Here is a 12,961-nt window from a genome sequence, read left to right on the forward strand (position 1 = left end):
GTCAAGTTGCCACCTCTTTGCCGAAGTTGACCCCAAGGTTGAATCGACAAACGGCCACGGAAGTGACCTGAAAGCTGTTATAAAGTTGCGCGCTAACCAATAAGAGCCTTGCCTAATGCGTCCATTTTTCAAGACATGGCTAACCATTTGCCTATTAATGCCACTGGCCGCCCACGCCACCAACCGTGAGCAACGACTTCCCAACGTTAATGGCTACACCCCGAAACCGCACGTTTCGACGGTCACCGCCAAGAACAAGAGCACCATCAAGCACCCCACCCGCCTGAGCAAGGCCGACAGCAAGCTGGTGGCCAACAACGCCGGCCGGCCGAGCACCACGGTTCTCAGCCGCGCGGTCAATGTCCTCGGTACACCCTATCGTTGGGGCGGCAGCAGCCCAAGCAAAGGCTTCGACTGCAGCGGCCTGGTGCGCTACGCCTTCAACGATGTCGCCGCCGTGGACCTGCCACGCACCTCCAACGCCATGGCCAGCGGCCACGGGCAGAAGGTCGAACGCAAGGACCTGAAGCCGGGCGACCTATTGTTCTTCAACATCAAGAGCCGCAAGGTCAACCACGTCGCCATCTACCTGGGCGAAGACCGCTTTATCCACGCCCCGCGGCGCGGCAAGGCAGTGACCATCGATACCCTGAAGAAGCCCTACTGGCAGAGCCACTACGTGGTTGCCAAGCGGGTCCTGCCCAAGGAGCACGCGCCCCTGCGGGTCGTGCAACGCTGATACCCCGCTTCGCCGGCAAGCCGGCTCCTGCACCCACCTGTAGGAGCCGGCTTGCCGGCGAATGCATTTCCAGCCCCGTCAAAAGCTGTCCGGCATCCGCGCCTGCTCCCGCGCCTGATCGCGGCTGATCAACCCCTGCCCGAGCAATGCCTTGAGGCTCATGTCCAGGGTGCGCATGCCCTGGGCGCCGCCCGTCTGGATCGCCGAATACATCTGCGCCACCTTGTCCTCGCGGATCAGGTTACGGATCGCCGGGCTGCCCAGCATGATCTCGTGCGCCGCTACCCGGCCACCGCCCACCTTCTTCACCAGCACTTGCGCGACCACTGCCTGCAGCGACTCGGCCAGCATCGAGCGCACCAGGGCCTTTTCCTCCCCCGGAAACACGTCCACCAGCCGGTCGATGGTCTTGGCCGCCGACGAGGTGTGCAGGGTGGCCAGTACCAGGTGCCCGGTTTCCGCGGCGGTCAGGGCCAGGCGGATGGTTTCCAGGTCCCGCAGTTCGCCCAGCAGGATCACGTCGGGATCTTCCCGCAGCGCCGCACGCAAGGCCGTGGCGAAGCTCTGGGTATCGCGCTGCACTTCGCGCTGGTGCACCAGGCAGTTCTTCTGCGGATGCACGAATTCGATAGGGTCTTCGATGGTCAGGATGTGCTGCTGGCGGTGCTGGTTCAGGTGGTCGATCATCGCCGCCAGTGTGGTGGACTTGCCGCTGCCGGTGGGCCCGGTCACCAGCACCAGCCCGCGGGGCGCCTCGGTAATCTGCCGAAACACTTCCCCCAGCCCCAGCTCCTCCAGGCTCTGTACCCGCGCGGGAATCAGGCGCAGCACCGCACCGACACCACGGGCGTGCCGGAAGGCATTGACCCGAAACCGCGCCACACCCGGCAGTTCATAGGCGAAATCCAGGTCATTGCAGGCGGCGAACGCCTGGCGCTGTGCTTCGCTCATCAGCTCATGGATCAGCGCCTGCACCTGTGGCCCTTCCAGGGCCGGGCCCGGCAGCGGGCGAATATCGCCATCGATGCGCAACATCGGCGCCAGCCCGGCGGACAGATGCAGGTCCGAAGCGCCCCGGGAAGCGCTCAAGCGCAAGAGTTCGGTGATGTCCATAGTGCCCCCCAATTCCAGTAGAATGCCGCGAGCTTCAGACCCGCCCGCGCCTGGCAGATTCAATGGCCAGGCCGCGGACGATGCCCGACGCGACCCTTGAGCGTGGCTCGGGCCGGCGGAGAATCGAGGTCTGGTGGATTCACGCGGCAGCCGGTGGCCAGGGCCGCCGGTACTTTTGAGACGAAATCGAATGTCCACGATAGCAGACAACATTGCCCAGGTAGCCGAGCGCATCCGCAACGCCTGCCAGGCCGTACAGCGCGACCCGCACAGCGTCCAGCTGCTGGCCGTGAGCAAGACCAAGCCAGCCGCCGCCCTGCGCGAGGCCCATGCCGCCGGCCTGCGGGATTTCGGCGAGAACTACCTGCAGGAAGCCCTGGGCAAACAGCAGGAACTGGCCGACCTGCCCTTGAGTTGGCACTTCATCGGCCCCATTCAGTCGAACAAGACTCGTGCCATTGCCGAGCATTTTGACTGGGTGCACTCCGTGGATCGCTTGAAAATCGCCCAACGCCTGTCCGAACAACGCCCGGCCGAGTTGCCGCCACTGAACATCTGCATCCAGGTGAACGTCAGTGGCGAAGCCAGCAAGTCCGGCTGCGCCCCGGCCGACCTGCCGGCCCTGGCCAGCGCCATCGGTGCCTTGCCACGCCTGCAACTGCGGGGGTTGATGGCGATTCCCGAGCCTACCGAGGACCGCACTGCCCAGGACGCCGCCTTCGCCGCGGTACAACGCCTGAACAACGACCTGCGGGACAGCCTCAAGCTGCCCCTGGATACCCTTTCCATGGGCATGAGCCACGACCTCGAAGCGGCCATTGCCCAAGGCGCCACCTGGGTGCGGATCGGTACCGCGCTGTTCGGTGCCCGCGACTACAGTCAGTCCTGATGCGACTGACCCCGACCTCTTGTAAGGACCTGTCATGAACACGACTCGTATCGCTTTTATCGGTGCCGGCAACATGGCGGCCAGTCTCATCGGCGGCCTGCGGGCCAAAGGCCTGGAGGCCTCGCAGATCCGCGCCAGCGACCCGGGCGAGCAGACCCGAGCGAAAGTCGCGGCCGAACATGGCATCCAGGTATTTGCCGATAACGCCGAGGCCATCGAAGGCGTCGACGTGATCGTCCTGGCGGTCAAGCCCCAGGCCATGAAAGCCGTGTGCCAAGCCCTGCGCCCGAGCCTGAAGCCGCAGCAGCTGGTGGTGTCCATCGCCGCCGGCATCACCTGTTCGAGCATGAACAGCTGGCTCGGCGCCCAGCCCATCGTGCGCTGCATGCCCAACACCCCGGCACTGCTGCGCCAGGGTGTCAGCGGCCTGTACGCCACCGCCGAAGTCAGCGCCCAGCAACGCCAGCAGGCCGAGGAACTGCTGTCCGCCGTGGGTATCGCCCTGTGGCTGGACCAGGAGCAGCAACTGGACGCAGTGACTGCCGTCTCCGGCAGTGGCCCGGCGTATTTCTTCCTGCTGATCGAAGCCATGACCGCCGCCGGCGAGAAGCTCGGCCTGCCCCGGGAAACCGCCGCCCAGCTGACTCTGCAGACCGCCCTGGGCGCCGCCCACATGGCGGTCTCCAGTGACGTTGACGCCGCCGAGCTGCGCCGCCGCGTGACTTCACCGGCAGGCACCACGGAAGCGGCCATCAAGTCGTTCCAGGCCGGTGGCTTTGAAGCCCTGGTGGAAAAAGCATTGGGTGCCGCTGCGCACCGCTCGGCCGAAATGGCCGAACAACTGGGCCAATAAGGAGCCAATGATGATTGGATTGAACACCGCTGCGGTGTATGTGCTGCAAACCCTGGGCAGCCTGTACCTGCTGATCGTGCTGATGCGTTTCGTCCTGCAACTGGTGCGCGCCAACTTCTACAACCCGCTGTGCCAGTTCATCGTGCGGGCCACCCAGCCGCTGCTCAAGCCGATGCGCCGGGTCATCCCGAGCATCGGCGGCCTGGACATGTCCTCGCTGCTCCTGGCGATCCTGGTGCAACTGGCCCTGATGGCCCTGACCCTGCTGCTGACCTACGGCACCACCGGCAACCCGCTGCAACTGCTGATCTGGTCGATCATCGGCGTCACCGCGCTGTTCCTGAAGATCTTCTTCTTCGCCCTGATCATCAGCGTGATTCTGTCCTGGGTCGCCCCTGGCAGCCACAACCCCGGCGCCGAACTGGTGAACCAGATCTGCGAACCCGCCCTGGCCCCGTTCCGTCGCATCCTGCCGAGCATGGGCGGCCTGGATATCTCGCCGATCCTGGCATTCATGGTGCTCAAGCTGCTGGACATGCTGGTGATCAACAACCTGGCGGCCATGACCATGATGCCGGACATCCTGCGCCTGCTGATCTGACCCGGGCGGCCTGCATGAGTTATTACCGCTGGGACGGTGACGATCTGATCCTCGATTGCCACCTGCAACCCAAGGCCAGCAGCGACGAGTTCGCTGGCCTGCACGGCGAGCGGTTGAAGATCCGCCTCACCGCGCCACCAGTGGAAGGCAAGGCCAATGCGCACCTGATGGCGTTCCTGGCCAAAGCCTTTGGCATTCCCAAGAGCAACATCAGCCTGGTCAGCGGCGAACTGAACCGGCAGAAGCGGGTGCGCCTGCAAGCGCCGAAGAAGCTGCCGGACCTGCCGGGGCTGGCTCGCCCCGCCTGATTCGCCGGCAAGCCGGCTCCTGCGCCCCATGTTCACTGCAGGAGCTGGCTTGCCAGCGAACCTCCCACATCATTTCCCGCAACGAAACACAGCCCCGGGCTTTGCTTGCCGCTGGGGGCAGCGGTCTTTAGACTTACGCCTCATTTAAATGAGAGCAGGGTCGATGCCAACTGCCTTTCCCCCCGATTCTGTTGGTCTGGTCACGCCACAAATAGCGCACTTCAGCGAACCCCTGGCCCTGGCCTGCGGGCGCGCGCTGCCGGCCTACGACCTGATCTACGAAACCTACGGTCAGCTCAACGCCAGCGCCAGCAACGCGGTGCTGATCTGCCACGCCCTGTCCGGCCATCATCACGCCGCCGGCTACCACAGCGTCGACGACCGCAAGCCCGGTTGGTGGGACAGCTGCATCGGCCCGGGCAAGCCGATCGACACCAACAGGTTCTTCGTGGTCAGCCTCAACAACCTCGGCGGTTGCAACGGCTCCACCGGTCCCAGCAGCCTCAACCCGGACACCGGCAAGCCGTTCGGCGCCGACTTCCCGGTGCTTACCGTGGAAGACTGGGTACACAGCCAGGCGCGCCTGGCGGATCGCCTGGGCATCGACCAGTGGGCAGCGGTGATCGGCGGCAGCCTCGGCGGCATGCAGGCCCTGCAATGGACCATCACCTACCCGGACCGTGTACGGCACTGCCTGGCCATCGCCTCGGCGCCCAAGCTCTCGGCGCAGAACATCGCCTTCAACGAAGTGGCGCGCCAGGCGATCCTCACCGACCCGGAATTCCACGGCGGCTCGTTCCAGGAACAGGGGGTGATCCCCAAGCGCGGGCTGATGCTGGCGCGAATGGTGGGCCATATCACTTACCTGTCCGACGACTCCATGGGCGAGAAATTCGGCCGTGGGCTCAAGAGCGAGAAGCTCAACTACGACTTCCACAGCGTCGAGTTCCAGGTGGAAAGCTACCTGCGCTACCAGGGCGAGGAGTTCTCCGGGCGTTTCGATGCCAACACCTACCTGCTGATGACCAAGGCCCTGGACTACTTCGACCCGGCGGCCAACTGCGACGACGACCTGGCCAAGACCTTCGCCCATGCCACCGCCAAGTTCTGCGTGATGTCCTTCACCACCGACTGGCGCTTCTCCCCGGCCCGCTCCCGGGAACTGGTGGATGCATTGATGGCCGCACGCAAGGACGTCTGCTACCTGGAGATCGACGCACCGCAGGGGCATGACGCCTTCCTGATCCCGATCCCGCGCTACCTGCAGGCGTTCAGCCACTACATGAACCGCATTACCTTGTGAGGACACGATGAGAGCCGATCTGGAAATCATCCAGGAATGGATCCCCGCCGGCAGCCGCGTCCTCGACCTGGGCTGCGGTAACGGCGAGCTGCTGAGCTGGCTGCAGGAGCACAAGCAGGTCACCGGCTATGGCCTGGAAAACGACCCGGACAACATCGCCGAGTGCGTGGCCAAGGGCATCAACGTGATCGAGCAGGACCTGGACAAGGGCCTGGGCAACTTTGCCAGCAACAGCTTCGACATCGTGGTCATGACCCAGGCCCTGCAAGCCGTGCACTACCCGGACAAGATCCTCGACGAAATGCTCCGGGTCGGCCGCCAGTGCATCATCACCTTCCCCAATTTCGGTCACTGGCGCTGCCGCTGGTACCTGGCCAGCAAGGGGCGGATGCCGGTCTCGGAGTTCCTCCCGTACACCTGGTACAACACGCCGAACATCCACTTCTGCACCTTCGAGGACTTCGAAGAACTGTGCCGCGAGCGGCAAGCCCGGGTGATCAACCGCCTTGCCGTCGATCAACAACACCGCCATGGGTGGGCCAGTAAGCTATGGCCTAATCTCTTAGGAGAGATCGGCATCTACCGTGTCAGCAGTCCCGGCCTGCAAGATCACAAGGTCGCGGTATAAACCACGTTGCATCGAGGAGAACCATCATGGGACGTCTGGTTACATTTCTACTGGCTGCCTGCCTGAGCGTCAGCGCCCTGGCGGCGGACCCGATCAAGGGCGAACGCCAGGAAGTGTTCGGTGACATCACCGTGCACTACAACACCTTCAACTCCACCTACCTGCAGCCTGATATCGCCAGGGCGGCGGAGCTGGTCCGCAGCAAGAACCAGGGCGTGATCAACGTTTCCCTGATCAAGGACGGCAAGCCGCTGGTCGGCCAGGTCAGTGGCACGGTCAAGGACCTGACCAGCAAGAGCATCCCGCTGAAATTCCGCCAGATCACCGAGCAGGGCGCGATCTACTACATCGCCCAGTTCCCGGTGGAGCAGCAGGAAAACCGTACGTTCACCATCAATGTGCAGACTGGCGGTGACACCAACAGCTTCAGCTTCAACCAAGAGCTATTCCCGGGCGAATAATGAACCTCACGCAACTCGTACTGGCCAGCCATAACGCCGGCAAACTCAAAGAACTCCAGGCCATGCTCGGCGCTTCGGTGCAATTGCGCTCGATCGGCGAGTTCAGCAGCGTCGAGCCGGAAGAAACCGGCCTGTCGTTCGTCGAAAACGCCATCCTCAAGGCGCGCAATGCCGCACGCATTTCCGGCTTGCCGGCACTGGCCGACGACTCCGGCCTGGCAGTGGACTTCCTCGGTGGCGCCCCGGGCATCTACTCGGCCCGCTACGCCGACGGCCAGGGCGACGCGGCGAACAACGCCAAGCTGCTCGAAGCCCTCAAGGATGTCCCGCAAGCCGAGCGCGGTGCGCAGTTCGTCTGCGTCCTGGCACTGGTACGGCACGCCGACGATCCGCTGCCGATCCTCTGCGAAGGCCTGTGGCACGGGCGCATCCTTACCGCCGCCAGCGGCGAGCACGGCTTCGGCTACGACCCGCTGTTCTGGGTGCCGGAACGCAACTGCTCCAGCGCCGAACTGGGCCCCGAGGAGAAAAACCAGCTCAGCCACCGCGCCCGCGCCATGGCCATTCTGCGGCAACGCCTGGGCCTGAAATGAGCCACGAGCCCTCCGCGTCGCCGCTGCTTCTCGGCGGCGCGCATACGCCCCGGGCGGCGCTGCCCCAGTTGCCGCCCCTGGCGCTGTACATCCACATCCCGTGGTGTGTACGCAAATGCCCCTACTGCGACTTCAACTCCCACGCGGCCAGCCCGACGCTACCGGAAGAGGAGTACGTCGACGCCCTGCTGGCCGACCTCGACCAGGACCTGCACGCCGTGCACGGTCGCGAGCTGAGCTCGATCTTCTTCGGCGGCGGCACCCCGAGCCTGTTCAGCGCCCAGGCCCTGGGTCGGCTGCTCAAGGGCGTGGAACAGCGCATCCGGTTTGCCCCCGACATCGAAATCACCCTGGAAGCCAACCCCGGGACCTTCGAGCAGGAAAAATTCACCGCCTACCGCGCCCTGGGCATCAATCGCCTGTCCATCGGCATCCAGAGTTTCCAGGAACAGAAGCTCAAGGCCCTGGGCCGCATCCACAACGGCGATGAAGCGATTCGCGCCGCTGGCATGGCGCGCCAGGCCGGGTTCGACAACTTCAACCTGGACCTGATGCACGGCCTGCCGGACCAGTCCCTGGACGATGCCCTGGGCGACCTGCGCCAGGCCATTGCGATGAAGCCGACCCACCTGTCCTGGTACCAGCTGACCCTGGAGCCCAACACGGTGTTCTGGAACCAGCCACCGGTACTGCCGGAAGACGACACCCTGTGGGACATCCAGGAAGCCGGACAGGCCCTGCTGGCCGAGCACGGCTATGCCCAGTACGAAGTCTCGGCCTACGCCCAGCCCGGGCGCGCGGCGCGGCACAACCTGAACTACTGGAGCTTTGGCGACTTCATCGGGATCGGCGCCGGTGCCCACGGCAAACTCAGCCACCCGGACGGGCGCATCCTGCGCACCTGGAAGACCCGCCTGCCCAAGGACTACCTGAACCCGGCCAAGCAGTTCAAGGCGGGCGAGAAGGCCCTGGGCAACGAAGAGCTGCCGTTCGAGTTCCTGATGAACGCCCTGCGCCTCACCGATGGCGTGGACGCTGCGCTGTTCGCCCAACGCACCGGCCTGGACCTGGTCAGCCTCGCCGAAGGCCGGCGCCAGGCCGAACAAAGCGGCTTGTTGCAGGTCGAACCGTCACGCCTGGCGGCCACGGCCCGCGGGCAACTTTTTCTCAATGACCTGCTGCAATACTTTCTGATCTAAGGAAATCACATGGATCTGGTACTCGACCTGCTCGCCACCGTATCCCGCTGGAGTCGCAGCAACCTCTCGGAAATCGCCCTGGCACTGGTGGGCTGCCTGCTGGTGCTGTTCGGCGCGGACATCAAGGGCTGGGTCGAACAGCGCCTGGGCGGCATCGCCGGCGCCCTGCGGGTGCCGCTGATGGCCCTGCTGTGCATGGTGGGCAGCGGCCTGGCGCTGATCTACGCCACACCGTGGATCGTCCGCGGCCTGAGCCAGTTCAACAACTACAGCCTGGCGCCAGTGCTGTTGGTGGTACTGGTGCTGATTGGCGTGGTCGCTGATCGTCGTTAATTCGCAGGGCCCCTTCGCCGGCAAGCCGGCTCCTACACCAAGCCGGCGAACGCAATCCAACGGCTGCCCCCGTTATCAAGGAAGAACATGAGCAAGAAAGTCATCGAGGACACCAGCAAGTTCCTCAGCTATGTGCTGCGCCACGAGCCCCAGGCCATCGGCCTGGAACTGGACAGCGAAGGCTGGGGCGATATCGACGCGCTGATCAGCGGTGCGGCCAAGAACGGCCGGCAACTGAGCCGGGAATTGATCGAGCTGGTGGTCGAAGGCAACGACAAGAAGCGCTTCGCCCTCTCGGCTGACAGCCGGCGGATTCGTGCCGTTCAGGGGCATTCCAACAAGGCCGTGCAATTGCAGCTTGAGGCAAAGCAACCGCCCGCCGTGCTCTTCCACGGCACCGCCACGCGCTTCATGGATTCGATCAACGAAAAGGGGCTGATCCCGGGTTCACGGCACCACGTGCACCTGTCCCAGGAAATCGACACCGCCCGGGCCGTGGGCCAGCGCTATGGCAAGGTGGTGATCCTGCAGATCGACGCCCAGGCCATGCAGGCCCAGGGCTTCACCTTTTATCAGGCAGAGAATGGGGTGTGGCTGACCGACCAGGTGCCGGTCGGCTTCATCAAAGCCCTGTAGGAGCCAGCTGGCTGGCGAAGGCGACCTTGAAGGCCTCTTCGCTGGCAAGCGGAACGCCGCCCGGCAGCTCCTACAGCAGCGTGTCCGCGGGGCTCAGGCGAGCTTTTCGAACTTCAAATCCCACACGCCGTGGCCCAGGCGCTCGCCGCGACGCTCGAACTTGGTGATCGGGCGTTCGGCCGGGCGCGGTACACACTTGCCGTCTTCGGCCAGGTTGCGATAACCCGGGGCGACGTTCATCACCTCCAGCATGTATTCGGCATAGGGCTCCCAGTCGGTGGCCATGTGCAGAATGCCGCCAACCTTGAGCTTGCTGCGCACCAGCTCGGCGAAGGAAGCCTGGACGATGCGGCGCTTGTGGTGCCGGCTCTTGTGCCACGGATCGGGGAAGAACAGCATCAGCCGGTCCAGGCTGTTGTCGGCGATGCAGCGGTTGAGCACCTCGATGGCGTCGCAATCGTAGACCCGCAGGTTGGTCAGGCCCTGGGTCAGCACGCCATTGAGCAGCGCGCCGACACCCGGGCGGTGAACCTCAACGCCGATGAAATCCTGTTCCGGAGCCGCCGCCGCCATTTCCAGCAGCGAGTGACCCATGCCGAAGCCGATTTCCAGGGAGCGTGGTGCCGAACGGCCGAACACCTGGTCGTAATCCACCGGGGCGTCGGCCAAGGGCAGCACGTACAGCGGCGCGCCCTGGTCCAGGCCGCGTTGCTGGCCTTCGGTCATGCGCCCGGCGCGCATCACGAAACTCTTGATGCGGCGGTGTTGGCGCTCGTCGCCGGCTTCCGGCTGGATTGGCGTGTCGTTTGATTCAGTCATCAATGGCTCTTACTTGATCAGACCATCCAGCGGCGAAGAGGCGCTGGCATAGAGTTTCTTCGGCATGCGACCGGCGAGGTACGCCAGGCGGCCCGCGACAATTGCGTGTTTCATGGCTTCGGCCATCATCACCGGCTGCTGCGCGTGGGCGATGGCCGAGTTCATCAGCACCGCCTCACACCCCAGTTCCATGGCGATGGTGGCGTCGGAAGCGGTACCGACACCGGCATCCACCAGTACCGGAACCTTGGCTTCTTCAAGGATGATCTGCAGGTTGTACGGGTTGCAGATCCCCAGCCCGGTGCCAATCAGGCCGGCCAGCGGCATGACCGCGATGCAGCCCATTTCCGCCAGCTGGCGGGCGATGATCGGGTCGTCGCTGGTGTAGACCATCACGTCGAAACCTTCCTTGACCAGCACTTCGGCGGCCTTGAGGGTTTCCAGCACGTTGGGGAACAGGGTCTTCTGGTCGGCCAGGACTTCCAGCTTCACCAGGTTGTGGCCATCAAGCAGCTCACGGGCCAGGCGGCAGGTGCGCACGGCCTCGACCGCGTCATAGCAGCCGGCGGTGTTGGGCAGGATGGTGTAGCGATCCGGCGGCAGGATATCCAGCAGGTTCGGTTCGCCCGGGTTCTGGCCGATATTGGTCCGGCGCACGGCAACGGTCACGATCTCGGCACCCGAGGCCTCGATGGCCAGGCGGGTTTCTTCCATGTCGCGGTACTTGCCGGTGCCTACCAGCAAACGCGACTGGTACGTCCGACCGGCCAGGACGAAAGGCTTGTCACTACGAACGTTGCTCATCGGAAATCCTCTGTTGGGGTGAGGTTCTTGCAGAATTCTTTATCAGGCCCGGGGCGCTGGTAACCCTCGATCGTGGGCCGGTGAAAGCATGTCGTCCATGAAAGGGCCCGGAATCGGGCCAGGGCGCTGCGCAGATGGACAGCAGCGCTGTTGAAGCCAGTGACTAGCCGCCGCCGATGGCGTGGACCACTTCAACCTGGTCACCTTCGTTGAGGGCGGTTTCGGCGTGCTGGCTGCGCGGAACGATATCCAGGTTGAGTTCCACCGCGATCCGCCGTCCGGTGAGTTCCAGATGGCTCAGCAGGGCCGCAACGGTCGAGCCGTCGGGCAGTTCAAAGGATTCACCGTTCAACTGAATGCGCATGCCAAGGCCGCCATCATTTTTAGGGGCCAGCATTCTAGCCCGATCATGACCTAAAGGTCAGCTACAAGCGTCAGCCGGCAACTTGCAGGCGCCAGGCGGCAAGCCCCAGCAGGAACCAGCCGACCAGGAAGGCCACACCGCCGAAGGGGGTGATGATCCCCAGCTTGCTGGTGCCTGTCAGGGTCAGCAGGTACAGGCTACCGGAGAACAGCAGGATGCCCAGGGTGAAGGCAGCGCCGGCCCAGGTCACCAGCCGCCCGGGAATATGAGCCGCCAGCAAGGCGACGCCGAACAACGCCAGGGCATGCACCAGTTGATAGGTAACACCTGTATGAAAAATAGCCAGGTAGTCCGTGCTCAGGCGGTTTTTAAGACCGTGGGCGGCGAAAGCGCCAAGGGCAACCCCGGTGAAACCGAAGAAGGCGGCCAGCATCAGGAAGCCACGCAACATGAGGAACTCCAGTCAGATTCAGCACAAAGGGTCTGTATAATGGCGCGCTCAACGGGTTCGGCCAAGCCATCTCTATGCTGCGTTATCTGTTTCGTCGTCTTGTAAAAGCCTTGATGTGGTTCATGGTCGGCAGCGTCCTGCTGGTGCTGCTGTTGCGTTTCGTACCGCCACCGGGCACCGCCCTGATGGTAGAGCGCAAGATCGAGTCCTGGGTCGACAACGACCCCATCGACCTGCAGCGCACCTGGAAGCCTTGGGATGAAATCTCCGACAACCTCAAGGTGGCGGTGATCGCCGGCGAGGATCAGAAATTCCCCGAGCACTGGGGCTTCGATATCGATGCAATCCAGGCAGCGTTGATCCACAACGAAAGGGGCGGTTCGATCCGTGGCGCCAGTACCCTGAGCCAGCAAGTGTCGAAAAACCTGTTCCTGTGGTCCGGCCGCAGCTACCTGCGCAAGGGACTGGAAGCCTGGTTCACCGCGCTGATCGAAGTGTTCTGGCCCAAGCAGCGGATTCTTGAGGTCTACCTCAACAGTGTCGAATGGGATGAAGGGGTGTTCGGGGCAGAAGCCGCGGCGCGCCATCACTTCGGCGTCAGCGCGGCCAATCTGTCACGCCAGCAAGCCAGCCTGCTAGCCGCTGTCCTGCCCAATCCAAGGGTGTGGAGCGCAGCACGTCCCAGCACTTATGTGATGCAGCGGGCGGGCTGGGTTCGGCGGCAGATGAGCCAGTTGGGTGGAGCCGATTACTTGAATCGGCTGAACGAGTCGCGCAGGGCGCCTTGGGCGGAGTAACCCGGATTTGGCTTTGCACCGGTTCTTCTTGAGCATGTTCGAGATGGGTGCTGGGCTGGGGATTCGCCAG

The 12,961-nt window shown here is 63.9% G+C and carries 18 protein-coding genes; 13 read left to right on the plus strand and 5 right to left on the minus strand.

Annotation, left to right across the window (positions count from 1 at the left end; all coding sequences use genetic code 11):
- Nucleotides 1-115: 115 nt before the first annotated feature.
- Nucleotides 116-739, plus strand: coding sequence for a C40 family peptidase (locus tag AC1RGE_RS22545; RefSeq protein ID WP_011064010.1), 624 nt, complete (start codon nt 116-118; stop codon nt 737-739).
- A gap of 78 nt (nt 740-817) precedes the next feature.
- On the opposite strand, the gene AC1RGE_RS22550 is transcribed toward AC1RGE_RS22545, so the two are convergent.
- Nucleotides 818-1,852 carry a type IV pilus twitching motility protein PilT gene (locus AC1RGE_RS22550; RefSeq protein ID WP_492585060.1) on the minus strand — a complete coding sequence of 345 codons (1,035 nt, stop codon included), beginning with the start codon at nt 1,850-1,852 and terminating at the stop codon, nt 818-820.
- A gap of 190 nt (nt 1,853-2,042) precedes the next feature.
- On the opposite strand from AC1RGE_RS22550, the gene AC1RGE_RS22555 reads away from it, so the two are divergent.
- From AC1RGE_RS22555 to AC1RGE_RS22605, 11 genes are all read left to right on the plus strand, one after another.
- Nucleotides 2,043-2,741, plus strand: a complete 699-nt coding sequence (locus AC1RGE_RS22555; RefSeq protein WP_072443580.1) for a YggS family pyridoxal phosphate-dependent enzyme — start codon at nt 2,043-2,045, stop codon at nt 2,739-2,741.
- A 34-nt stretch (nt 2,742-2,775) separates the two neighbouring features.
- Nucleotides 2,776-3,594, plus strand: a complete 819-nt coding sequence (gene proC / locus AC1RGE_RS22560; RefSeq protein WP_011064013.1) for a pyrroline-5-carboxylate reductase — start codon at nt 2,776-2,778, stop codon at nt 3,592-3,594.
- A gap of 10 nt (nt 3,595-3,604) precedes the next feature.
- A complete protein-coding gene (locus AC1RGE_RS22565) occupies nt 3,605-4,195 on the plus strand; it encodes a YggT family protein (protein ID WP_011064014.1) in 591 nt (196 codons plus the stop codon).
- A gap of 14 nt (nt 4,196-4,209) precedes the next feature.
- A complete protein-coding gene (locus AC1RGE_RS22570) occupies nt 4,210-4,503 on the plus strand; it encodes a DUF167 domain-containing protein (protein ID WP_019095290.1) in 294 nt (97 codons plus the stop codon).
- A 163-nt stretch (nt 4,504-4,666) separates the two neighbouring features.
- On the plus strand, nt 4,667-5,806 hold the full coding sequence (metX, locus tag AC1RGE_RS22575; RefSeq protein WP_041752663.1) for a homoserine O-succinyltransferase MetX: 1,140 nt from the start codon (nt 4,667-4,669) through the stop codon (nt 5,804-5,806).
- A gap of 7 nt (nt 5,807-5,813) precedes the next feature.
- A complete protein-coding gene (gene metW, locus AC1RGE_RS22580; protein WP_011064017.1) occupies nt 5,814-6,434 on the plus strand; it encodes a methionine biosynthesis protein MetW in 621 nt (206 codons plus the stop codon).
- Between the two features lie 26 nt (nt 6,435-6,460).
- Nucleotides 6,461-6,895, plus strand: coding sequence for a DUF4426 domain-containing protein (locus AC1RGE_RS22585; RefSeq protein ID WP_011064018.1), 435 nt, complete (start codon nt 6,461-6,463; stop codon nt 6,893-6,895).
- Nucleotides 6,892-7,488, plus strand: a complete 597-nt coding sequence (gene rdgB / locus AC1RGE_RS22590) for an RdgB/HAM1 family non-canonical purine NTP pyrophosphatase (RefSeq protein WP_026020234.1) — start codon at nt 6,892-6,894, stop codon at nt 7,486-7,488. The genes AC1RGE_RS22585 and rdgB overlap by 4 nt, the downstream gene beginning before the upstream one ends.
- Nucleotides 7,485-8,687: a radical SAM family heme chaperone HemW gene (hemW, locus tag AC1RGE_RS22595; RefSeq protein ID WP_492585062.1), complete on the plus strand. Its 1,203-nt coding sequence runs from the start codon at nt 7,485-7,487 to the stop codon at nt 8,685-8,687. The genes rdgB and hemW overlap by 4 nt, the downstream gene beginning before the upstream one ends.
- 9 nt (nt 8,688-8,696) lie before the next feature.
- On the plus strand, nt 8,697-9,020 hold the full coding sequence (locus AC1RGE_RS22600; protein WP_011064021.1) for a DUF3392 domain-containing protein: 324 nt from the start codon (nt 8,697-8,699) through the stop codon (nt 9,018-9,020).
- An 87-nt stretch (nt 9,021-9,107) separates the two neighbouring features.
- The gene (locus tag AC1RGE_RS22605; RefSeq protein ID WP_011064022.1) at nt 9,108-9,656 is read left to right on the plus strand and encodes an RNA 2'-phosphotransferase; all 549 of its coding nucleotides are present in this window, start codon (nt 9,108-9,110) and stop codon (nt 9,654-9,656) included.
- A 93-nt stretch (nt 9,657-9,749) separates the two neighbouring features.
- Here AC1RGE_RS22605 and trmB read toward each other — a convergent pair whose 3' ends face one another.
- The 4 genes from trmB to AC1RGE_RS22625 all read right to left on the minus strand — a co-directional run bounded on the left by trmB (nt 9,750) and on the right by AC1RGE_RS22625 (nt 12,094).
- Nucleotides 9,750-10,475, minus strand: a complete 726-nt coding sequence (trmB, locus tag AC1RGE_RS22610) for a tRNA (guanosine(46)-N7)-methyltransferase TrmB (RefSeq protein WP_011064023.1) — start codon at nt 10,473-10,475, stop codon at nt 9,750-9,752.
- 9 nt (nt 10,476-10,484) lie between these two features.
- On the minus strand, nt 10,485-11,279 hold the full coding sequence (locus AC1RGE_RS22615; protein ID WP_011064024.1) for a thiazole synthase: 795 nt from the start codon (nt 11,277-11,279) through the stop codon (nt 10,485-10,487).
- Nucleotides 11,280-11,442: 163 nt separating this feature from the next.
- Complete coding sequence (thiS, locus tag AC1RGE_RS22620; RefSeq protein ID WP_011064025.1) at nt 11,443-11,643, minus strand: sulfur carrier protein ThiS; 201 nt, start codon at nt 11,641-11,643, stop codon at nt 11,443-11,445.
- Nucleotides 11,644-11,713: 70 nt separating this feature from the next.
- On the minus strand, nt 11,714-12,094 hold the full coding sequence (locus tag AC1RGE_RS22625) for a DUF423 domain-containing protein (RefSeq protein WP_011064026.1): 381 nt from the start codon (nt 12,092-12,094) through the stop codon (nt 11,714-11,716).
- Between the two features lie 74 nt (nt 12,095-12,168).
- Here AC1RGE_RS22625 and mtgA point away from each other — a divergent pair, with 74 nt between their 5' ends.
- Nucleotides 12,169-12,891, plus strand: coding sequence for a monofunctional biosynthetic peptidoglycan transglycosylase (gene mtgA, locus AC1RGE_RS22630; RefSeq protein WP_011064027.1), 723 nt, complete (start codon nt 12,169-12,171; stop codon nt 12,889-12,891).
- Nucleotides 12,892-12,961 lie beyond the last annotated feature (70 nt).

It is taken from the genome of Pseudomonas sp. GW823-FHT02C05 (assembly GCF_058797595.1).

Bases quoted from the DNA above. Each gene is read 5' to 3' on its own strand.
- AC1RGE_RS22555 (WP_072443580.1), top strand. From the start codon at position 2,043: ATGTCCACGATAGCAGACAACATTGCCCAGGTAGCCGAGCGCATCCGC.
- AC1RGE_RS22605 (WP_011064022.1), top strand. From the start codon at position 9,108: ATGAGCAAGAAAGTCATCGAGGACACCAGCAAGTTCCTCAGCTATGTG.
- AC1RGE_RS22550 (WP_492585060.1), bottom strand. From the start codon at position 1,852: ATGGACATCACCGAACTCTTGCGCTTGAGCGCTTCCCGGGGCGCTTCG.
- AC1RGE_RS22625 (WP_011064026.1), bottom strand. From the start codon at position 12,094: ATGTTGCGTGGCTTCCTGATGCTGGCCGCCTTCTTCGGTTTCACCGGG.
- hemW (WP_492585062.1), top strand. From the start codon at position 7,485: ATGAGCCACGAGCCCTCCGCGTCGCCGCTGCTTCTCGGCGGCGCGCAT.
- AC1RGE_RS22615 (WP_011064024.1), bottom strand. From the start codon at position 11,279: ATGAGCAACGTTCGTAGTGACAAGCCTTTCGTCCTGGCCGGTCGGACG.
- AC1RGE_RS22570 (WP_019095290.1), top strand. From the start codon at position 4,210: ATGAGTTATTACCGCTGGGACGGTGACGATCTGATCCTCGATTGCCAC.
- mtgA (WP_011064027.1), top strand. From the start codon at position 12,169: ATGCTGCGTTATCTGTTTCGTCGTCTTGTAAAAGCCTTGATGTGGTTC.
- AC1RGE_RS22600 (WP_011064021.1), top strand. From the start codon at position 8,697: ATGGATCTGGTACTCGACCTGCTCGCCACCGTATCCCGCTGGAGTCGC.
- thiS (WP_011064025.1), bottom strand. From the start codon at position 11,643: ATGCGCATTCAGTTGAACGGTGAATCCTTTGAACTGCCCGACGGCTCG.
- AC1RGE_RS22585 (WP_011064018.1), top strand. From the start codon at position 6,461: ATGGGACGTCTGGTTACATTTCTACTGGCTGCCTGCCTGAGCGTCAGC.
- trmB (WP_011064023.1), bottom strand. From the start codon at position 10,475: ATGACTGAATCAAACGACACGCCAATCCAGCCGGAAGCCGGCGACGAG.
- AC1RGE_RS22565 (WP_011064014.1), top strand. From the start codon at position 3,605: ATGATTGGATTGAACACCGCTGCGGTGTATGTGCTGCAAACCCTGGGC.
- metX (WP_041752663.1), top strand. From the start codon at position 4,667: ATGCCAACTGCCTTTCCCCCCGATTCTGTTGGTCTGGTCACGCCACAA.
- AC1RGE_RS22545 (WP_011064010.1), top strand. From the start codon at position 116: ATGCGTCCATTTTTCAAGACATGGCTAACCATTTGCCTATTAATGCCA.
- metW (WP_011064017.1), top strand. From the start codon at position 5,814: ATGAGAGCCGATCTGGAAATCATCCAGGAATGGATCCCCGCCGGCAGC.
- proC (WP_011064013.1), top strand. From the start codon at position 2,776: ATGAACACGACTCGTATCGCTTTTATCGGTGCCGGCAACATGGCGGCC.